A 21,642-nucleotide genomic window follows, 5' to 3' on the forward strand; every position below is an offset into this window, starting at 1 on the left:
ACTGTCAAGCTTGTGATTTGTTTTGCTAACAAGGCGAATTAACGCGTCAATAGCTAGCCTATTGCAAGTTAATTCAACGCAGTGAGGAAGGCAAAGGACTGCTTGAAAGGCGTTTGTTATCCAGAGCTGAGGTTGATTAAGCTTTACGATTTTGTGCCGCTTTATTTTGGCAATTTAAGTGATATCACCGCCGCTAATGTCACAAATGCGCTTGAGATCCATAAACATGCCTCAAGGCCATATTGCTGATATACCCACCCCGATAACACAGTACCAATTAAGCGCCCCATGGCATTGGCCATGTAGTAAAAGCCAACATCGAGTGACACACCATCATTGCCGGCATAACTCACAATAAGGTAACTGTGCAGCGATGAGTTAATCGCAAATACCGCACCAAATAACAATAAACTGGCAATTAATGATTGCTGGATATAAAAGTCAAAATGCAGTGCTAATGCAATCGCTGCAGGAATGAGTAACAAGTACCCAGCCCACATAAACGCGGCCTGTCCGCTAGGAACTTTGCCTTGTTTTTTACCGGTAAAATACGGCGCAAATGATTGCACAATACCATAGCCAATTACCCAGCTGGCCATAAAGCCGCCAACCCACCAATGGTCCCACTGAAACGTGACCGCTAAAAACACTGGCAATGCCACCACAAACCACACGTCGCGAGCACCAAACAAAAACATTCGCGCCGCCGACAACATGTTAATCGCCGGGCTTTTAGAGAAGATGTCAGTAAATTTAGGCTTGTTTTTAGCTTTACCTAAATCGGCCTTTAAGCTGAGCAAACTCATGAGCCACACAATAGTCAACATGACTGCCATTGCGATCACGGCGCCGCGAAACTCAAGTAGCGTGAGCAATAAGCCACCTAAAAAGAAACCAACCCCTTTTAAGGCATTTTTAGACCCAGTAAGAATCGCCACCCACTGATACAACTTACCCTGAGCATCACTTGGCACCAGCATTTTAATGGCGCTTTTGGCGCTCATTTTATTAAGATCTTTGGCAATACCAGACAAGGCTTGCGCCGCCATCACATACACTACCGTCAGCATATCTGCTGGCACGGTTAACATGGCAAGGGCGACAATTTGCAGCCCAAGGCCAATATTCATGGTGTTATTTAGCCCCAGCCTTGCACCTAACCAGCCGCCAACGAGGTTGGTCACCACACCAAAGATTTCATAAAACAAAAACAGCATGGCAATGTTAAGCGGGCTGTAACCAAGCTGATGAAAGTACAACACCACCAGCATACGCAGTGCGCCGTCGGTTAAGGTAAACGCCCAATAATTACCGGTAATAATCAGGTATTGTTTAATTTGTGGCGGCAATGCGCTCAGTGATAACAGCCCCATAGTGGGTTATTCCTTATCTGCTAGGCCGACTTTGCGGGCAAGCTCTGCGGTACGGTTAGCGTATCCCCATTCATTGTCGTACCACACGTATAGCTTCACCTGGGTGTCGTTAACCACCATGGTCGACAAAGCATCAATAATGCTTGAACGCGGATCGGTTTTATAATCCACCGACACCAGTGGGCGCTCTTCGTAGCCCATAATGCCTTTAAGCTCAGTATCTGCGGCTTGCTTAAGCAGTTGATTCACTTCTTCTACTGTGGTGCCGCGAGCCACTTCAAATACGCAATCGGTAATTGAAGCATTGGCTAACGGTACACGAATAGCATGACCATTTAGCTTACCTTTAAGCTCAGGAAAAATATGAGTAATCGCGGTAGCTGACCCCGTTGTGGTGGGAATTAAACTAATGCCGCAAGCACGTGCGCGGCGTAAATCTTTGTGCGGTGCATCTAAAATGGTTTGAGTGTTAGTGATGTCGTGGATTGTGGTCATCGAACCATGTTTAATGCCGATTTTTTCGTGGATCACTTTGACCACTGGCGCTAAACAGTTGGTGGTACAAGACGCTGCAGTCACAATCGGGTGAATCGCTTTATCATAGAGATAGTCGTTCACGCCCATCACAATATTGAGCACGCCCTCTTCTTTTACGGGTGCGGTGACCACAACACGCTTAACACCTTGATCTAAGTATGCTTGCAACAAAGCCTTGGTTTTAATTTTGCCCGACGCTTCAATCACCACATCGCAGTGTGACCAATCGGTATCTTGAGTGGCTTTGTTTTGAGTACATGGAATAGCTTTGCCATTAATCACAATCGCATCGCCTTGGTGTGTCGCCTCGTGATGCCAACGGCCATGGACTGAGTCGAAGGTCATTAAGTGGGCTAACGTAGCAGCATCGCCCGCAGGATCGTTAATGTGAACAATTTCTACGTCGTCCCAATCAAATGCTGCGCGCATTGATAAACGTCCCATGCGGCCAAAGCCGTTAATACCTATTTTAATCGTCATAATATTGTCCTAAATAATGTTGTGTTGCTTATGCAAGCTAATTGGCTTGCTTTAATCAACAAGATCACACAGTAAAGCCATCAAAATATTCACGCTGTACAGGGTGCGCTAATGCTTTAGGTCGCAATGCTTGCACCGCAGTGACAACCTTGTCCTTTGGCCAACCCAAACTGGCTAAAATGAGTCCAATTACTAACCCTGTGCGCCCAGACCCGCCCTTGCAATGCACTGCAATTGTGCCCTGACGATCAAGTACAGCTATAATTTGTGCCTTATTGGCTAACCAGCTGGCTTCAAATTCGGCCCCTGGTGCGGCGTCATCTAAAATAGGCAATTGCACCCAAGTGATGTGTTGACTCGCGCACTGCGCGGCCATATCACTCACATCATTACGTGCCATTTCGTCGTCAAACATCAGGGTCAGTAACATTTGCGTACCAGCCGCTTTTAATGTGCTTAACGACTCGGCTAATCCTTGCTCTTTGGTGCCTGGGCACGGGGTAAATATTAATTTAGCGCTATGTTCATTGAGCGGGTCTAATGGCAAACTATCAAACGGGTGCGGCGACATGATTAACTCCCAAATCTTATATTGAAATACGGCACTATCTAACGGCAAAAACTCACTTTGTCGGGTCTGTTTTTCATGCTGTTGAGACGGTCAAGGTCCGGTAAAATGAATGTAATGTTGTTTTCTGTTGTTTGTGCAATAACCGACTTAATCCACAATGGCAAGGCGGAATTAATGCGGTAAAACACCCATTGGCCATGCTTTCTATCACTGAGAATATTGGCTTTTCTCAGTAAGGCTAAATTACGCGACACCTTAGGTTGGCTTTCTTCATCAAGCGCTTGCATTAACTCACACACACATAGCTCACCATGGTAATGAGTAAGCATTAAAGTTTTTAGGCGGATATCGTCGGTTAAGCATTTATAAAATGCGATGGGATCGACATCTGTTAATGCTTCTTCGGCGAGCCGCTCCTCTTCAGCAGTTACTTCTAAGGCTGCAGGGGCTGATACCTTATTTTCCACCAGCAAAAACATCGATAAGCGATTGTTTAACTCGGTTAAGGTGCTAGAAAAAGGATGATTACCTTTGCGGGTTTTAGGATCAGGGAAATCCCAGGCCAGCTGCTTGCCGGCACCAGGAAAACTTCGGCATTCTGTATTGGCTTTATCGCAAAGCGTAATCACGTAGTCAAACTGTTGCCCATCAAACGTTTGTACATGTTTAGAGACTAAGTGACTCGTGTCGACACCAAACCGCTCGATTGCTTCAAGAGCCCTAACATCAACGGGCTCCGGTTCAGTTCCAGCACTAAAAACATCAAATTGCTCGGCGGCTTTACTTCTTAATAATGCTTCAGCCATTTGTGAGCGAGCAGAATTCCCTGTGCATAAAAACAAGACGCTTTTCTTTTTCATAGATAATGGACTCGACTGAATGTGTAAAAACATTGTATATACGTTTTTTTACATATACAAGTCTAAGCCTTAAACATTCAATTAAAAAACAAAAGGCTCATTATATGGCGTGCTTGTTAACATACTTGAAACATTTATAGATGTCGGATAGATTACGGCAAATAACTATTGGATAACGGATTTTCAATGAATAAGTTTGTGGTTTTTTGTCGAGGGTTAATCCTAGCCGGCATGAGCTTTATGTGTTTCTCAAGTACCGCAGAAGATGCCTTTAACATCTTGCAAACGCTTGATTACAGGGAAGAACAACAAGAGCTATACCCTGACAGCGTAAGAACATATCACTTTGATAAATCAACAAATACGCTTTACTTAATTGGCAATAATCTCGACTCAGACACTGTACAGACACTTTATATTTGGCAATATGAGCCAACATCGCATTTACTTGAATTCAATCAAAAAGTCGTACTCGATTTCGCGGATAATGAATACATTAACTTCAAGATTATCGCAAAAATTGACGATAAATTAATTATCAGTAATCAAAACAACCTCGACTCCAGTAATTATCTTTCAAGTATTGATTTAAATGATGGGTTTAAACTGGTCAAAGAAGTAGAGCTTTTCCCTGGTATGGGGGGGTATATCAATGTTACTCAATCATCTGAAAACACTATATTTAGCTTTATATATTCTCAAAATACCATCATCGCGACACACTGCACCGTGAATGTTACAGACATCACTTGCCAAGATGTTCAAGGTGAATTACCTGACTTATCAAATTTCACAACATCACCTTTTTACCGAACTTATTTCCTAGCTGGTTTTAATCAATTTCTGTTTGAAATATCTGATAGCAACACAGGCGTAGCTAAGGCATACATAATCCGCTTCGATGAATTCGGTAATATTTTTTTACTAAATGATATTAGTTTACCAAGTAATGTTAGATTGAAAGGGATTACTGCACTCAGTGCTAAATCAGAATTATTTATCTACTCTGGTAATGTAAATTTATACCCAGACAAACATTACATTTATGAAAACGATCAGTGGTTAGACTCAGGGACCGCTCCTGGGAGTGGTGTAGAGGATACCAATTTATCAGTGCAATTTGTAGCTGATACAGATTATGGGTTAGGGCCTCAATGTAGGGCCATCATTTACAGTAAAGAAAAGTTATCGTTACATTTTACAGATCAGACCCGAAATTTACTTACGATAGATGACTGTATTCTTATCGATGCAGAATATGGATTAAGCATAGGTCGGAATGACAAAGTAATTCAATCTTTTCAGTTGGCTAACACATTACCAATTACGAAATTAGACTCTCTAAATAGTTTTAGTTTTCAATGGACACAAGATCAGTACAGTGAAATCAACCTCAAAAACTATTATACCAACCCAAGTCTATTGACAATAAAAGGGCTGCCAGCACCATTAACGTTTGATGGTGAAAAAATAACAGGAAAGCCAGGGAAAAAAGACATATTTGTTCTATCCAGTGCTGGTAACTATGAAAAAATAGACAGGTCTAGGGTTCAAGTCTATTCAGGAACAAAGTTGCTCACCAATTTCGCCATCGATTTTATCAATATCAATGATGCGCCTGAATTAATTAGCCCACTTAGCAAAGAATATTTGAAAAAAGGTGGTTCATACGAATTATTCTTAAATGATTTGGTATGGGACCCCGATTACGATAGCCCTATAAGTTATACATATACCAACCTTCCCCCAAATTCTAAAGGAGATGATTATGGTTTGTTGCAAATCATCTCAGCCCAAACGGGAAAATACTCCATAGGCGTTACAGCCAACGATGGTAAGGGTGGCGTACTTAAGTTTTATCTCGAAGTAGAAGTTAATGGCAGTGGTGCTGAAGGTGGCTCAAGTGGCGGTAGCGTAGGCATTAACTTGTTATTACTGCTCTTTGTATTACTGTTACTTAGAAACAACCCAGCCGTTTTGTTCAAACGTCATAAACCATAACATGCTTAATATACAATAGCGCGAAGACAATCTTTTAAGCTTAATAATCAATGCTATAGATTATTTTTAAGCAGTTTCACAAAAAGATTGTCTTCGTTGAGTTCCATGCTTACAATTACGTATCCGTGTATTTAAAACGAAGACAAAGCTGAGCTGTAACCCACATAGCATGGGGGCACTTTTCGCCCCCAAGATGGAATTAAAACGAAGACATTTGTAACGCATTGATTTAGATTATCAATTGGTGTTTACCTTCCTAAAAGCTAAACAACCCCAAATGACTCATTGCGTAGAAATGACTCATTGAGTAGACAGGTTGCAAGGGTCATATCTGCCAGTGAAGTTCCTATGGCCATGGGAAAAGTGCCCAATACTTTATGTATCTAAGTCCAATTGAGCTTGCAATAACTCTTCAGCTTTTTCGGTAATAGTGTACCCCATAGCAGCGTAGCCTTTAGCTCTCTTTTGATACATTCTTTGCAGCATTGGCAAAGCAGAGTCGAGATAGTCAAACACTATCACTTTATCTTTTCCTTCAAACTGTCTTTGTATTCGACCAACATACTGCACTAGTGAGCCTTTCCAAGAGATAGGTAAGACAAGAAATAAAGTATCTAACTTTGGTAAATCGAAACCCTCACCAATATATTTTCCTGTCGCCACTATGACTTGAGTATCATCCAAGGCCGCCATTGAAAGCGCTCGCTCTTTAGCGCTCATCGCACCTCGCAGAAGCACAAAGCTAATCCCATTTTCTAACAATAACTCGCCTAACAATTCAGCATGTTCTCTGCGCTCAGTTAGAATTATAGGATGCCTTTGTTGTGCAACAACCGATAAGATATCAGAAATAATAAGGGCGTTTCTCTTATCATCATTCATTAACCAGCGATAAACATCCGCTATGTGCGATCGACCTTCCTCACCTCGCAACTCTAATGGAAGTTCAAATTGTAGTCTAGAGAGCTTAACTTGCTGAATAAACTTATTACCTTCATTAGCCACGACATGCCTTATTGGCCCTGCTTGCATAAATATTATCGGTTGATGACCATCCTGACGATCTGGAGTAGCAGTGATCCCCAAGATGTATTTTGCATGAACTTCATTCAACAACCTTTCGTAGTTGGGTGCAGAAATATGATGGCATTCATCAATGATAACTTGGCCATAGTCATACAACAGCGGAGCGACACTGTTATCTTTTCGATTAATCAGACTTTGATAAGTGGCAATATCTACTTGCCCTGTAGGCTTTCGTTTACCACCACCTATTAACCCCACATCGCAACCATCAAGAAATGCAGTTAAACGCTCTTTCCATTGATCCAATAACTGGCGACTATGAACCAAAATCAGAGTATTAACTTTACGCCGATGGATCAGGCCAATTGCTGCGACTGTTTTGCCAAATGCCGTCGGCGCATGTAACACACCAGTATCATGCTTTGCCAATACCGCTACAGCTTTCTTTTGATCTTTCCTCAACTCACCTTTGAACATTAACCCTTTTAAACGAGTCCCCTGCTTGCGCTTATCCTCCAACTCGATCTCAATCCCATTGCTTTCCAACAGACTAGATACTTCATCAAAGCAACCACGAGGTAAAGCTAGGTAGCCATTATCAACCTCCGCCAAGCAAATAAAGTGCGGGATCCCATTGGTTGAAAAACGTAACGCCTGAGTTTTAAAGAATACTGGGTTAGAAAAACTAGCAATTCGCTTTAACCTTGCCAACAACGCCTGCGGTAAGGCACTTATACTAAGGTATAAACGACTGGCCAGAACTAGAGTTAACTTTTCAGGACAGCCTGTAATGACTTCATAGTCTCTGGCGTAGTTTAGCTCCCAAGGCTTTCTTTCTGTATCTTGCTTCACATCTTGTGATTGATAACTAAGAATAATTTCTAATTGTTGCCTCGCAAGCTTTTTAACCGATGATAAGTAACCCCACTGATCAGAGTAAGGGGATAAATTTTCGTCAATAAATACGCTGTTACCTTGCTGACGAGGAGCATGTTGCAAAGGAAGTGCAATTAAGTTTCCAAAGCCTCCTATGGGCAGAAGATCCTGATTAGGAAACAGTCGGTCATAAGACTCGAATGATAGACCTGCATGAAACTCCATTGCTTTATCGAGCAAGATAAAACCTAACAGCCTGGCTTCTTTAGCTAATACTGGAGACTCAAAAAACACCCAGATATGGGCTCCATTACCGGAGCGCGAACGCTCCACACTACAAGGAATATTCAGTTCATTACACGCTTTTCTAAAAGCTTGTACAGCAACTTGCCAATCTGACTTATCAAAATCAGCAGCAAGCAACCAACAAGAATTATCCTCTAAAAGTGGATATAAGCCTATAGTATGTTTGCCTGAAAGGTGGCCGTATATGGCGCTTCGGTCTAACAACTTAAATGCTTGATTAACACATTCTGTACATTTTACTTTCGGTTTAAAACATATGCCTTGTTGCCATTCATTATGGCAACTAACCGAGTAGCCGCAACGTCCTTCCTTACTTTGCCAGCGATTAGCATAAATATCTTTTCGTCCACGAAAAAGTCCCATATAGATATCTATCTTCTGAGCAGTGTTTAAGCGTAACACCGTAAGATTAGAGTTCAGCAAAAATGAGCGTCTTGCGAGCAAGATTTGTCGCTCACTTTCTAGTTCAGAAAGTCTTTTATCTATGATTTCTAGTTCAGCATTTGAAGACACAACCCTTAGCATACAACCCCATTGTAACTTTATTAATCCTGACACAAATATAGCTACAAACCTTATTCTAACTAAGGTACAATTAAATCACACACATCACATTTTGTCAGGATGTTAACAGTGTCTGTTTCAGCGTTAGTTGCCAATAGATTATCTCGAATGAAACGAGGAGTTCCATTTTCCATAGAGAGTTTTTACTCTCTAGGCACTACGACATCTGTTCAAAAGGCTATGAGCCGATTAACCAAGGAAGGCCAAGTTGCTCGTTTAGCAAAAGGCATTTATTCTCGTCCAAAACCCTTAGCCAGTATCCCTTCGATTAAAATTATAGCAAAAGCTGAAGAAGTAGCGAAGACATGGGCACGGAGTAACAAGTATAAAATAACCCCTCAAGGGCTAGAAGTGGCTTATCGGCTCGGTTTGCAAACTCAGGCACCTGTTAAAACCGTATATTGGACAACGGGACCATCTCGTGAGTTTCATGTTGGCAATGAAGTTGTCCAAGTAAAACACACGACTGAAACCAAGTTGCAGTGGATAAACAAACCTGAGGGAGCCTTATTTAGAGGGTTACTTTCCCTTTCGCCTGAACACACCCCAGTATCTACCTTGCTGATGGCTATAAAACGCTTAAATTTACAAGAAAAAGAAGCTGTTAGGGTTATTAGAAAGTTGAGTAATAGTCCAGAATTAGTAATATGGAAATCTAAATTAAATCAGCTAGAAAACAGTCTTCAATCATGAATATTTTTGACCTGTACGCCGATAAATCTAAACATGAAGACCTTGCAAACATATTTTCATATGCCGCCCAACAACATGAGCATGGTTTAGTGGCTAACTTTTTGGAAAAAGATATCTGGGTTACTGAAATTCTTCGCCTACTATACGACGAAAAGTTACTCGGTGACTGCTCGGTAGCATTTAAAGGTGGAACAGCACTCAGTAAATGCTGGGGTGCTATTGAGCGTTTCTCCGAAGATATTGATTTATCTATTCATTGGGCCGATCTGTCTGGATTGTCAGAAGATGTTGAGCTTGCAGCATGGCAAAAGAGCATTCAGAGCAATAGCCAAAATAAGAAGTTTAGAGATGAGCAACAGAAACGTCTTATGCAGTGGAGCAACGACTTAGTTGACAAGCTGAATCATCGTCTTGTGCAGTACAACATAGAAGGGCTGACTGCCGAGCTTGAACCTGACTCTCATGGTGAAAAAATTGATATCCATTTCCCACGTGTAACCCACAGCGATAATGACTACCAGCTTGATCATATATTATTGGAATTTGGCGGAAGGAACAGAGGCAAGCCAACTGAAATCATCGATATTGATTGCTATATGAACAGCATTCCTGATTTCACATCACTAGCACTACCAAAAGCTAGCGTAATGGCATATCAGAGGGATTTTATTCTCTGGGAGAAATTAACGGCATTACACCAATTTTCAACCCAAGAAAAAGCCCTCAACCCAAATAGACTCGCTCGACATTGGTACGATGTCGATTGCCTTTTAAATATGAAGTTTGACGATCCCCTAAATACCTCTGAAGCCATGCTTGCCGTTATTGAAATGAAAAAGCACCGTTGGGCCAGCCTTGGGGTTGACTACGAAGAGATACTTCAAGGCAAACTAAAACTGATCCCAAAAGTTAAAAGGTTAAAGGGTATTAGACATGATCATGCCGAGGCTGTTGCTGGAGGCATGTTTTTTACCGAGCCAGATCCATTCGACACTATAGTTACACGGCTTGAAGCAACACAAAATAAATTCAATCAACATATCAAGTCATTGTTGTAGGAAGCTCACATTGAATTAAAAGCACAACTAGTTCAAGAATTGCTCTTCATACTGGCAAACAATTCCACCTGAATCATCTAGCTCATTTCTCAACTCTGTATCAAGTTCTGCATTACTTTATCCGTTTCAAAGCTAGCTTATGCTCGGCAGAATTCGATATCTTATTTGCTGTCAATATTTCCCTCATAACGGTACACATATCTGAGCTATCTTTGAGAAAAATCGCTTTATCCTCATCTATAACTTCAAAAATATGATCAAACATTGGTCCCTCGCAAGCATTTAAGTCTTGAATGTCTCGCTTTACTACCTTACTTTCTAAAGAGTCCATCGATTGAAATTAAACAGTTTCACAAAAAGATTGTCTTCGTTGAGTTCAAATAGTCTTCGTTTTAATTTCATCATTTCAATTAAACTGCCAACCCGGCGGCAACACCAGATGCCCAGGCCCACTGAAAATTAAACCCGCCTAACCAGCCACTTACGTCCATAACCTCACCAATAAAGTACAGCCCAGGAACGTTTTTGGCTTCCATGGTTTTTGATGACAACTCATTAGTATCAACCCCACCTAAGGTCACTTCTGCGGTACGATACCCCTCTGTACCATTCATAATAATTGACCAGTGATTTAAACGTTGGGCGAGTTGTTCACGCTCGCCGTGGCCAAGTTGATTTAAGGCTTTATCTAATTGCGCTTCTTCAAATAAGGCTTCGACTAGACGTTTTGGCAACCAATGACTAAGGGTGTTGCGTAAGCTTTGTTTAGGGTGATTTTTAAGTGCAAGTTCGATTTTTTCTAACGCGTCTTCGCCTGGCAATAAATTAATTGATATTGCTTCGCCAGCTCGCCAATAGTTTGAAATTTGCAGTATGGCTGGGCCAGACAGTCCACGATGGGTAAATAATAGTGCTTCGCTAAACTGGGTGCCATCTTGTGCGGTAATAGTTGCAGGCACAGCAATACCCGACAAGGCTTCAAAGCGCGCTTTTTGCTCTGCATGCCAAGTAAAAGGCACTAGCCCAGCACTGGTCGGTAACACGGTTAAACCAAATTGTTCGGCAAGTTTATAACCGTATGGCGTGGCCCCCAATTTGGGCATAGATAATCCGCCGGTGGCCACCACTAAAGACTGGCAGCTTAGATCACCATTACTGGTCGTTAACACAAAGCCGTTGTCGACTTTATTAACCGATAAAATGTCAGTACGCAGCTTCACCTTAACGCCTGCCCATTCGCACTCGGTCATTAACATGGTGACAATGTCTTTGGCGGAATCATTACAAAATAACTGACCATGATCGCGCTCGTGGTATTCAATACCATGGCGCTCGACCAACTCAATAAAGTCACTGGGGCGATAACGTGCTAATGCCGATTTTACAAAGTGTGGATTACCGCAAATAAACTGATGCGGCTCAACCTTTTGATTGGTGAAGTTACAGCGCCCGCCGCCGCTGATCAAAATTTTTCGGCCAGCCTGTTTGGCATTGTCGAGTACTAACACATCACGACCGCGATAACCCGCAGTGGCAGCACACATTAACCCTGCCGCGCCTGCGCCGATGATGATTACGTCATGATGTTTCACGCTTTACTCCACACAATTTGAATTGATGATTTACGTTGCGCATAAATGCAAAAAAGGACGCTATTTTAGCATCCTTTTGATTATGTATTCACGGTTATATAAATCGTGTTGTCATACTATTTTTTGAGTGTCTCTGACTTTTTATCTCGACTGAGTAACTCTTTTGCGGCTTCAACTGGCGCTTTTCCTTGATAAAGCACTTGATAGATTTGCTCGGTAATGGGCATTTCTACCCCTAGACGTTTGGCTAAAGTAAACACTTCTTTAGTATTGCGATAACCTTCAACGACTTGACCGATCTCGTCTTGCGCCGTCATCACATCTTTACCCTGGCCTAATGCCAAACCAAAACGGCGATTGCGCGACTGGTTGTCAGTACATGTTAGTACCAAGTCACCTAAACCAGCCATCCCCATAAAGGTAGACGCATCAGCACCTAGCGCTTCACCTAAACGGCTTAATTCAACGAGCCCACGGGTAATTAATGCGGTACGAGCATTAGCACCAAAGCCGATACCGTCTGACATGCCTGCACCAATGGCAATCACGTTTTTCACTGCGCCGCCAAGCTGAATACCTGTAAAGTCGTCATTCGCATAAACACGTAAACGCTTTGGACTGTGAAGTAATTCAACTAAATCGTGAGTGAACTGTGGGCAGGTACCTGCAACCGAAATAGCTGTGGGTAAACCTGCTGCAAGCTCTTTTGCAAACGTAGGCCCAGACAATACCGCTAATGGGTATTGCTCACCCAACTGCTCACGGGCAACATCTTGTAGTAGGCGGCCAGTTTCAGGCTCTAGCCCTTTTGTAGCCCACACAATACGTGCATCTTCGCGTAATAATGGCTTAGCCTGTTTAAGTACATCACCAAACACATGGCTTGGCACGACCACTAAGATATTTTTACTTGCTGCGAGCGCTTTGCCTAAATCAGGTTCGATTGCTAAACAATCAGGAAACGCAATACCCGGTAGAAATCGTTCGTTGCTACGGTTATCTGCTAATACTTGCATGCTTTTAGGATCATGTCCCCAAAGCAACGTCTTATGGCCGTTACTGGCCAAAGAAATAGCAAGGGCGGTGCCATAAGACCCCGCCCCCAATACCGTAATTTCGGCAGTGTTACTCATAAATTATGCTGTTGCTTCTTCAGCTGCAGCAGCTTGACGCTGTTGAACATACTGAGCAAATAGGGCATCAAAGTTTACTGGCGCTAGGTTTAATTGTGGGAACGTACCACGGCCAACTAAATTACCCACTAATTCACGTGCGTATGGGAACAACACGTTAGGGCAGTATGCACCTAAAGAGTGTGCTAGTTGTGGCTCGGTTAAACCCGAAATGGAGAAAATACCTGCTTGCTGTACTTCACATAAGAATGCTGTTTCTTCGCCATTTTTAGCCGTAACAGTCAGTGATAGAATCACTTCAAACGTGTCGTCAGACAATTTATTGCTGCGAGTGTCTAGGTCTAATTTTACTTCTGGGTTCCATTCTTTTTGAAAAACAGAAGGGCTGTTTGGCGTTTCAAAAGACAAATCCTTTGTATAAATACGCTGAATGTTGAACTGTGGTGCTTGTGCTTCGTTGTTTGCGACTTCAGCCATAATTTCCTACCTATATATGTGTTATTTAGCTTTTCTGTGCAGCTAATTGTGTTGGGCTTTCGCAACTAATAACAATCATGTGACCCATTATTAGTGCTATCCCGTAAAGTTGACTTTGTTAAACTCTTCAACAAAATCTGGTTTATAAGCAGTATTAACGCATACCCAATTTGTTAACACTGCATATGTAAAGCGATGTATTAACGCTTACTTTTAACTACGGGTAAATTGGCACCCTGCCATTCACCCATGCCACCTTTAAGGTTAAACACGTTTTCAAAACCTTGTTTAATAAGGAGTTGAGCAGCTTGTGACGATGTCATACCTGAGTTACATACTATTATAATGGGGCTGTTTTTATACTTTTCAAGGCTTGATACTTGATTATTTTTAATTTCAGACAAGGTTACATTTAGCGCATCTACAATATGACCTTTCTTAAATTCTTCTTTACCGCGAACATCAATCACTTTGGCATCTTGCTTGTTAACCATAATCGTTAACTCTTGATTACCGACGTTTTTAACTTTTGATGTGCTCGACTTAATGACACTCACTACTAGCGCCACAAACAAACCGACCCACGCTAAACTTAACATAGGATTAGCTTTAAAAAATTCCATGTACTCTTGCATAATTACTGATTTCTCTGAAAATGACTAAGATGAGATGCCAACGAGTATATCGTTTTGCTAGGTAGTTTTCATTAGTGAAACACTTAAATAACGTGTTTATTCGTGACCCACACCGCTTTAATGAATGCTTTAGTTGCATCTTGAAAGTTATATGCCTTTTGCATGCTATCGATAAGTAGTAATATTCATACAATTGAAATTTTATAACACTTCTATTTTTAACTTAAAAGGTACTTGCAAATGACTAAAAAACGTCCTTTAGCATTACTTATCCTCGATGGCTGGGGTTACCGTGAAGATCCGCAAGACAATGCGGTTTTCCATGCAAACACTCCCGTGCTAGATAAGCTAAATGCCCAATATCCTCACAGCTTAATTTCAGGTTCTGGTATTGATGTGGGTTTACCAGACGGCCAAATGGGTAACTCTGAAGTTGGCCATATTAATATCGGTTCTGGCCGTATTGTGTATCAAGAACTGACTCGTATTAGCAAAGCCATTGACGATCATGAGTTTGAAAAAAACCATGCACTGTGTAATGCAGTAGACAAAGCCATTGCTAACAACAGTGCTGTCCACATTATGGGGCTATTGTCTCCAGGTGGCGTACACAGCCACGAAGAGCACATTGAAGCCATGTGCCGTATGGCCGTTGAACGTGGCGCAACTAAAGTGTACTTACACGCATTTTTAGACGGGCGCGATACTCCGCCACGCAGTGCTAAAAACAGCTTAGTGCATTTTGATGAACTGTTTGCGTCACTAGGGCATGGTCGTACCGCATCAATTATCGGTCGCTACTTTGCAATGGACCGTGATAACCGCTGGGATCGTGTATCACAAGCATACGAACTCATCACGCAAGGCAAAGGAAAATTTAGCTATAGCAGTGCACCTGAAGCACTAGAAGCCGCTTATGCCCGTGACGAAAACGACGAATTTGTGTCGGCATCAACCATTGTTGATAGCCAAGGCCAAGCCGCTGAATTAAACGATAACGATGCACTCATTTTTATGAACTTCCGTGCCGACCGTGCTCGTCAAATTACGCGCTGTTTTGTTAACCCCGATTTTGACGGTTTTGTTCGTAATAAAACCCCAAAAATCGATTTTGTAATGCTCACCGAATATGCAGCAGACATCAATGCAGCAGTAGCTTACCCGTCTGAAGACCTAGTGAACACCTTTGGTGAAACGCTGCAAAACCAGGGTAAAACTCAGTTGCGCATTTCAGAAACTGAAAAATATGCTCACGTCACGTTCTTTTTTAATGGCGGTAAAGAAGAGCCATTCGAAGGTGAAGATCGCATTTTAATTCAATCACCTAAAGTTGCAACTTACGACTTACAACCAGAAATGAGCTCAACAGAACTCACTGACAAGCTAGTCGAAGCGATTGAATCAAGTCAGTACGATGTGATTATTTGTAACTACCCTAATGGCGACATGGTTGGCCACACAGGTAATTTTGATGCGGCAGTTAAAGCCTGTGAAGCCGTTGATGCCTGTATTGGCCGAGTGGTTGAGGCGTTAGCTAAAGTGGGCGGTGAATGTTTAATTACTGCTGACCACGGTAACGCTGAACAAATGACCGACCCATCAACAGGGCAAGCTCATACCGCACACACCAGCGAACTAGTACCATTTATTTATGTTGGCCGTGACGCCACAATAAAAGATGGTGGACGCTTGAGCGATATCGCGCCAACTATGTTAACCTTGATGGGCCAAAGCATCCCGAAAGAAATGAGTGGACGCTGTATCATTGACCTTAAAGAGTAAACATTAACTCGTGATGACTCGTTTATTTGTTAAAGCCAGCATTGTTGCTGGCTTTCTAATCCTTTCATTTATGGCAAACAGCGCTGATTTGGCTTCTCGTCAATCGGCATTAAAGTCTATTCAAGCACAAATAAACCAGCAGCAAAATTCGCTTAAAGATACCGCCAAACAACGAGAGAAGCTGGTTGCACTGTTAAAAAGTGATGAGCAAGCCATTGCTAAAGCCGCCCAAAAAGTCAATCAATCGCAAGCCTCACTCGCTGCGGTTAACACAAAATTACGCGAATTGGACAAACAACAAGTCGAGCTCGCAAGCCTCAAAAGCACTCAACAAGAAACTTTATCAAAACAATTATCTAGCGCATACCTTGCCGGTAATCATGACTATACAAAAATGATGCTAAACCAACAAAACCCGGCAACCGTCGAGCGCATGTTGGCCTACTACCAATTTTTGAATAATGCCCGTATTAAAGCCATTAAACAGTTAAAACAAACCAGTATTGATTTAGACAAAGTGAAACAACAGCAAGTGGCTTCACAACAAAAACTCAATGCGTTAGTGATTGAACAAAAAAAGCAGGCACAACAACTGTCTAAAGAACAAGGCCAACGTAAACAAACCCTAACACAGCTTCAACGAACGTTATCAAGCAAAGGGGCTGAGCTAGAACAGCTTCAAATTGAAGAAGCCAGCTTAAAACGAATCGTGCAACAAGCCATGGTAGCGTCACAGGCTAACCCAACAATGGACGGTTTAGCTAATCAACGCGGCAAGTTAAAATGGCCTACTAAAGGCCGTATGAGTAAACGCTTTGGCAGTAGCCGATCAGGGCAAATCGTCTGGAAAGGCAGTGTGTTAGCAGCGCCGGAAGGACAAAACATTCATGCTGTGGCATCAGGTAAAGTCATTTATGCTGACTGGCTACGTGGGTTTGGTATGGTATTAGTTATTGACCATGGCAAAGGCTACATGAGTTTATATGGCCATGCGCAAACCCTGCTTAAAGAACCAGGAGATATGGTTAAAAGTGGAGATTCAATAGCTCTTGTTGGTAGCTCTGGAGGACAGAGTGAACCTGGGCTTTATTTTGAAATACGTAACAAGGGAAAAGCCGTCGACCCAGCGTATTACTGCCGTTAAATTGAGTGCCGACTAGCACTGTATTTATAACGTCGATATTGGCTATAATCGAGCCAACTAAATTAAAACGATAAATCATAAAAAGATAAACTTAACTCGTGCGAAACGTAATCATCATCTTAGTTTGCTTGTGCATCATTTTACCTGCAAACGCCGCCAAACTGGCCATTATTATCGACGATATTGGTTACAGGCTAACCGACGAAGCCGCATTAACACTCCCTCAAAACATTACGTTGTCAGTATTACCCCATACTCCACTGGGCCAAAAACTGGCTAATGATGGGTATAAAAAAGGCCACGAAATTATGTTGCATCTTCCTATGCAGGCATTAAACGGCAAAGCGTTAGGTCCTGGTGGATTAACCAACGACATGAGTGAGTCGCAAATAAAACAACAACTGCAATCTGCGTTTAAAAGTATTCCTTTTGCTAAAGGTGCTAACAATCATATGGGCAGTCTGTTAACACAAATGGACGACCCGATGCTTTGGGTTATGCAAAGCCTAAAGCAGCAACAATTGTTTTTTGTTGACAGTGTCACCACTAAATACACCAAGGCAAGTGATACGGCCAATAAATTAGGTGTGCCATTGTTGAGACGGGAAGTGTTCTTAGATAATGATGTAAGCCAGCACGGGTTAGAAAAGCAATTTACTGCAATGATCAAAAAAGCTAAACAACAGAAAAAACTGGTTGCTATAGCGCATCCATATCCTGAAACAATACGCTATTTACACGCCAACCTAGATCGTTTAGCAGACAACGGTATTGTGTTAGTACAAGCGTCTCAATTGTTTGATGACATTCATCTTGCCACCTCAAGTCACACTAATCCAACTGCAACACTGAAATAGATAAATCAGGCAAGGTTGCAAGAATATCTTCTTTGTTATCAACAATATCTGCTAGCGTATAGTTATCAAGTACAGCAAGGTATGCCGCAACAGCTTGAGCTAACACACCTTTTAACTTGCAAATAGGGGTAAAACGGCAATAGGGCGACTCGCAGTCAATCGGCGCGAGCGAATGCTCTAAATTACGTACCAACTGACCTAAATTCAATTCAGCCGCTGTTTTGGCCAGTCTAAAGCCACCGTTTTTCCCCCGAACAGTTTGTAAGTAGCCCAGCCTTCCTAGCTGATGAATAATTTTTGCAACGTGATTAGACGACAAATCAAATACGCAGGTGACCTCTGCAATCCGAAACAAACTTTCTCGTTCAGGTTGCACTGCAAGATACATTAAAATACGAATACCAAAATCTGTATATCGTGTCAGTTGCATGGTTTTAATCACTCAAAATAAATAATAGGCAAAGATTAACATGTTGAAGACTCTAAATCAGTGATCAACCATAAAGCTTGTTCATTTGTTGTGCCACAAACATCGATACTTGCTGCAAATCCACTACAAACATCAGGCCTATCTGGCTGACCAAAGATCATACATAAATTGTCGTCATTCAATTGAATGCAACGCTCACCAGCCGGCTTACCATTTGGCATTCCAGGAATAGGGCTAGTGATTGAAGGTGCAATACAACATGCGCCGCAGCCTAAGCGACAATCCATAAAAAATCCTGCTTATAATAACTAAATCTTATATAAATAAAACAACACCATGCCGACACATTTCATAACATTAATAATGCTCACTTAGCTTGAAACACTCGCCAACCTCAGACGCCTTATGTCAATGACTTTTACCTAGCTAAACTGCGGCGTATTTTCGATCACACTTTGGCCATTAGGCATTAAACCGACACCAGTCAGAGTGGTACATTTAACACTCTTGCAGAAATAAGGATATTACCAATGAAACGCCCTGTCATATTAGATTGCGATCCAGGCCATGATGATGCCATCTCTCTTATTTTAGCATTAAGCTCAAATAAGCTAGATGTGCTTGCCGTAACAACAAGTGCAGGCAATCAAACTCCTGATAAAACCTTAAATAATGCTTTACGCGTGCTCACATTACTTGGTCGACATGATATACCCGTTGCCGCAGGAGCACCTAAACCTTTAGCGCGCGATTTAATTATTGCAGATAACGTCCATGGTGAATCAGGTCTTGATGGCCCTAAGTTACCCGACCCTGCATTTGCACCAGTCGACCAAACAGCCATTGAATTAATGGCACAAAAAGTAAAAAACAGTCCACAACCAGTAACACTTGTCCCCACAGGTCCATTAACCAATATCGCACTTTTTTTAGCAACGCACCCTGAGCTTCACCATAATATTGACAGCATCGTAATGATGGGAGGTGCTGCTGGTGTCGGCAATTGGACCCCAGCGGCTGAATTTAATATTTTTGTCGACCCAGAAGCGGCTGACATGGTGTTTAAATCGGGTATACCTATCGTAATGTGCGGGCTTGATGTGACTCATCAAGCGCAAATCATGGATGAAGATATCGAGCGCATAAGGGCTATCAGCAATCCTATTGCCCTATGCGTTGCCGAACTGCTCGACTTCTTTATGATTTATCATCGAGATCCTAAATGGGGCTTTACTGGTGCGCCACTGCATGACCCTTGTACTATTGCCTGGTTATTAAACCCGTCATTATTTACCACCGTTGATTGCTGGGTTGGCATTGAAACAAAAGGTGAGCACACGCAAGGAATGACTGTTGTGGATCGTTATCAATTAACTGGAAAACCACACAATGCCAAAGTGCTGTTTACTATAAACCGTGAAGGGTTTGTCGACTTTATCGTAGAGCGTCTAAACGATTACTAACTCATCTATTTTATGCCGATGGATCTAACGACAAACAATAAAGGAGAAACATGAGTACTTTACTCATCGTTGGCAGCGCTAATGCCGATCATGTATTAACGTTTGAAAATCTTCCTCAAGCCGGTGAAACCTTATTGTGTCAACAATATCGCCTTGAACTGGGTGGTAAGGGAGCAAATCAGGCAGTGGCTACGGCACGCTTAAGAAATCCACAGCAAACCGTTTGCTTCATCGCTGCGTTAGGAGATGACAATAATGCTGATATGATGCGCAAAGCTTGGTCAGAAGACGATATCGATATATCTGGGTGCTATCAAATAGCAAATCAAAGCACCGGAACCGCAATGATTTTTGTTGATCAACAAGGTGAAAACAGTATCGGAATCGTCCCTGGTGCAAACACCTGCCTCGGCTCAGAGCATTTTCAGCAACAGCATGCTAAATTTGAGCAAGCGAATTACATGTTAATCCAACTCGAAACCACCTTAGACAGTGTTCAATCGGCACTGCAACTTGCCAGACAATATGACTGTACAACCATACTAAACCCAGCTCCAGCAACAGCATTAAGTAAAGAAATACTTAACTTAGTAGACATTATCACGCCAAATGAGACAGAAGCATTGGCATTAACAGGAGTCGAAGTTAACGATCAATTAAGTGCCTCTAAAGCAGCAGACTATTTTCATCAACAAGGTGTCAATAGTGTTGTTATTACCCTTGGCAGCAAAGGGGCTTATGTTAGCGAACAAGGTAAAGGCGAAGGCAAAATCATACCCGCTCCAATCGTTACAGCTATCGACACTGTCGCAGCAGGTGATACATTTAATGGTGCTATGATGGTGGCTTTAGATGAAGGAAAAAGTCTGCAAGAGGCGGTCATTTTTGCAAATAAAGCCTCATCGATTGCAGTTACCCGTCATGGAGCACAAAGCAGTATCCCATATCGAGATCAGTTAAATGATTGATATCAAGTTCTATACAACAAAAAGCTTCCTCTAAATGACGAGGCTTTTTGTCATTGCTTAAGCTGATACAAGTAATCGCGGGAGGTGAGGCATGACAAGCCCTCTGCGGTACATATAGTGCAGCAAACGGCATTACCACGCTGATTAGATTTTCAAATTTCAAATACGAAAAAGGCCTTTGCATTACTGCAAAGGCCTTCATCTTAAGTTGGCGGAGCGGACGGGACTCGAACCCGCGACCCCCGGCGTGACAGGCCGGTATTCTAACCAACTGAACTACCGCTCCTTTAGCAAGTTGCTTACGCAGGATGCTAAATGCTTTTTAAGTCGCTAGTGTGTCAGCACTATAAGACTTGCTCTTTTGAGCTTCTCTTTCGAGATAATTAGGCGCCTGGAAATGACCTACTCTCACATGGGGAGACCCCACACTACCATCGGCGATACTGTGTTTCACTTCTGAGTTCGGAATGGGATCAGGTGGGACCACAGCTCTATGGTTTCCAGGCAAATTTTGTCTAAAGACTGGTTAATTATCCGTCTAACGGCATTGTCTCCTCGCTCTAGTGCTCATGTAGTAAACTACACTCCGCGCTTCGCTCGTCACGGCTTTGTTAGCCTAACAATTTCCTGCGTCTTAATAACCAAAATTTAGTTAATTCAGAAAGCTAATGCAGTCGTCTTTCAGACTCGCTTTGTTGAGTTATCACACTATCTAAGTGCTCTATTCTAATACTAAGTATCAGTAAAACCCATCTGGGTTGTATGGTTAAGCCTCACGGGTCATTAGTACAAGTTAGCTCAACGCCTCACAACGCT

At 42.2% G+C, this 21,642-nt stretch carries 19 protein-coding genes, 1 tRNA gene and 1 rRNA gene; 8 read left to right on the forward strand and 13 right to left on the reverse strand.

Translation table 11 applies throughout. The features are described 5' to 3' along the window. Positions 1-161: 161 nt before the first annotated feature. The 4 genes from arsJ to L2703_RS01750 form a co-directional block, all read right to left on the reverse strand. Positions 162-1,373 carry an organoarsenical effux MFS transporter ArsJ gene (arsJ, locus tag L2703_RS01735; RefSeq protein WP_248969421.1) on the reverse strand — a complete coding sequence of 404 codons (1,212 nt, stop codon included), beginning with the start codon at positions 1,371-1,373 and terminating at the stop codon, positions 162-164. 6 nt (positions 1,374-1,379) lie between these two features. Then, entirely contained in the window at positions 1,380-2,390 is a 1,011-nt protein-coding gene (locus tag L2703_RS01740) for an ArsJ-associated glyceraldehyde-3-phosphate dehydrogenase (protein ID WP_248969422.1), read from the reverse strand. A 64-nt stretch (positions 2,391-2,454) separates the two neighbouring features. Next, the gene (locus L2703_RS01745) at positions 2,455-2,961 is read right to left on the reverse strand and encodes a phosphatase domain-containing protein (protein ID WP_248969423.1); all 507 of its coding nucleotides are present in this window, start codon (positions 2,959-2,961) and stop codon (positions 2,455-2,457) included. A gap of 38 nt (positions 2,962-2,999) precedes the next feature. Beyond that, on the reverse strand, positions 3,000-3,854 hold the full coding sequence (locus L2703_RS01750) for a metalloregulator ArsR/SmtB family transcription factor (protein WP_248969424.1): 855 nt from the start codon (positions 3,852-3,854) through the stop codon (positions 3,000-3,002). A 153-nt stretch (positions 3,855-4,007) separates the two neighbouring features. Here L2703_RS01750 and L2703_RS01755 point away from each other — a divergent pair, with 153 nt between their 5' ends. Then, the gene (locus L2703_RS01755; RefSeq protein WP_248969425.1) at positions 4,008-5,822 is read left to right on the forward strand and encodes a hypothetical protein; all 1,815 of its coding nucleotides are present in this window, start codon (positions 4,008-4,010) and stop codon (positions 5,820-5,822) included. A 375-nt stretch (positions 5,823-6,197) separates the two neighbouring features. On the opposite strand, the gene L2703_RS19045 is transcribed toward L2703_RS01755, so the two are convergent. Then, positions 6,198-8,543, reverse strand: a complete 2,346-nt coding sequence (locus L2703_RS19045; RefSeq protein WP_248969426.1) for a TOTE conflict system archaeo-eukaryotic primase domain-containing protein — start codon at positions 8,541-8,543, stop codon at positions 6,198-6,200. A gap of 111 nt (positions 8,544-8,654) precedes the next feature. Here L2703_RS19045 and L2703_RS01765 point away from each other — a divergent pair, with 111 nt between their 5' ends. Both L2703_RS01765 and L2703_RS01770 read left to right on the forward strand, forming a co-directional pair. Next, the gene (locus L2703_RS01765; protein WP_248969427.1) at positions 8,655-9,287 is read left to right on the forward strand and encodes a DUF6088 family protein; all 633 of its coding nucleotides are present in this window, start codon (positions 8,655-8,657) and stop codon (positions 9,285-9,287) included. Further along, a complete protein-coding gene (locus L2703_RS01770; RefSeq protein WP_248969428.1) occupies positions 9,284-10,345 on the forward strand; it encodes a nucleotidyl transferase AbiEii/AbiGii toxin family protein in 1,062 nt (353 codons plus the stop codon). The genes L2703_RS01765 and L2703_RS01770 overlap by 4 nt, the downstream gene beginning before the upstream one ends. Positions 10,346-10,755: 410 nt before the next feature. On the opposite strand, the gene L2703_RS01775 is transcribed toward L2703_RS01770, so the two are convergent. The 4 genes from L2703_RS01775 to L2703_RS01790 all read right to left on the reverse strand — a co-directional run bounded on the left by L2703_RS01775 (position 10,756) and on the right by L2703_RS01790 (position 14,182). Continuing rightward, positions 10,756-11,937, reverse strand: a complete 1,182-nt coding sequence (locus tag L2703_RS01775) for a BaiN/RdsA family NAD(P)/FAD-dependent oxidoreductase (RefSeq protein WP_248969429.1) — start codon at positions 11,935-11,937, stop codon at positions 10,756-10,758. 116 nt (positions 11,938-12,053) lie between these two features. After that, positions 12,054-13,070: an NAD(P)H-dependent glycerol-3-phosphate dehydrogenase gene (gene gpsA, locus L2703_RS01780; protein WP_248969430.1), complete on the reverse strand. Its 1,017-nt coding sequence runs from the start codon at positions 13,068-13,070 to the stop codon at positions 12,054-12,056. A gap of 3 nt (positions 13,071-13,073) precedes the next feature. Then, positions 13,074-13,547, reverse strand: a complete 474-nt coding sequence (gene secB, locus L2703_RS01785) for a protein-export chaperone SecB (protein ID WP_248969431.1) — start codon at positions 13,545-13,547, stop codon at positions 13,074-13,076. A 200-nt stretch (positions 13,548-13,747) separates the two neighbouring features. Continuing rightward, the gene (locus L2703_RS01790) at positions 13,748-14,182 is read right to left on the reverse strand and encodes a rhodanese-like domain-containing protein (RefSeq protein ID WP_248969432.1); all 435 of its coding nucleotides are present in this window, start codon (positions 14,180-14,182) and stop codon (positions 13,748-13,750) included. 240 nt (positions 14,183-14,422) lie between these two features. Here L2703_RS01790 and gpmM point away from each other — a divergent pair, with 240 nt between their 5' ends. The 3 genes from gpmM to L2703_RS01805 all read left to right on the forward strand — a co-directional run bounded on the left by gpmM (position 14,423) and on the right by L2703_RS01805 (position 17,965). Then, positions 14,423-15,964, forward strand: a complete 1,542-nt coding sequence (gene gpmM, locus L2703_RS01795) for a 2,3-bisphosphoglycerate-independent phosphoglycerate mutase (protein WP_248969433.1) — start codon at positions 14,423-14,425, stop codon at positions 15,962-15,964. Positions 15,965-15,974: 10 nt separating this feature from the next. Next, positions 15,975-17,108, forward strand: a complete 1,134-nt coding sequence (locus L2703_RS01800) for a murein hydrolase activator EnvC family protein (protein ID WP_248969434.1) — start codon at positions 15,975-15,977, stop codon at positions 17,106-17,108. Between the two features lie 98 nt (positions 17,109-17,206). Then, positions 17,207-17,965, forward strand: coding sequence for a divergent polysaccharide deacetylase family protein (locus tag L2703_RS01805; protein WP_248969435.1), 759 nt, complete (start codon positions 17,207-17,209; stop codon positions 17,963-17,965). Here the strand turns inward: L2703_RS01805 and L2703_RS01810 are convergent. Together L2703_RS01810 and L2703_RS01815 are read right to left on the reverse strand one after the other, a co-directional pair. Next, a complete protein-coding gene (locus L2703_RS01810; protein ID WP_248969436.1) occupies positions 17,940-18,395 on the reverse strand; it encodes an Rrf2 family transcriptional regulator in 456 nt (151 codons plus the stop codon). The two genes, L2703_RS01805 and L2703_RS01810, sit on opposite strands and share 26 nt — an antisense overlap. A 35-nt stretch (positions 18,396-18,430) precedes the next feature. Beyond that, positions 18,431-18,682 (reverse strand): YkgJ family cysteine cluster protein, encoded by a 252-nt coding sequence (locus L2703_RS01815; RefSeq protein ID WP_248969437.1) that lies wholly within the window; start codon positions 18,680-18,682, stop codon positions 18,431-18,433. A gap of 243 nt (positions 18,683-18,925) precedes the next feature. Between L2703_RS01815 and rihA the strand changes: the two genes are divergently transcribed. Together rihA and rbsK are read left to right on the forward strand one after the other, a co-directional pair. Next, entirely contained in the window at positions 18,926-19,858 is a 933-nt protein-coding gene (rihA, locus tag L2703_RS01820) for a pyrimidine-specific ribonucleoside hydrolase RihA (RefSeq protein WP_248969438.1), read from the forward strand. Between the two features lie 50 nt (positions 19,859-19,908). Beyond that, complete coding sequence (gene rbsK, locus L2703_RS01825; RefSeq protein ID WP_248969439.1) at positions 19,909-20,826, forward strand: ribokinase; 918 nt, start codon at positions 19,909-19,911, stop codon at positions 20,824-20,826. Between the two features lie 209 nt (positions 20,827-21,035). Here the strand turns inward: rbsK and L2703_RS01830 are convergent. Beyond that, positions 21,036-21,112: transfer RNA gene (locus L2703_RS01830), tRNA-Asp, on the reverse strand. Positions 21,113-21,215: 103 nt separating this feature from the next. Then, a 5S ribosomal RNA gene (rrf, locus tag L2703_RS01835) occupies positions 21,216-21,331 on the reverse strand. Between the last annotated feature and the right edge of the window lie 311 nt (positions 21,332-21,642).

Source organism: Shewanella basaltis (assembly GCF_023283885.1).
Classification (GTDB): domain Bacteria; phylum Pseudomonadota; class Gammaproteobacteria; order Enterobacterales; family Shewanellaceae; genus Shewanella; species Shewanella basaltis.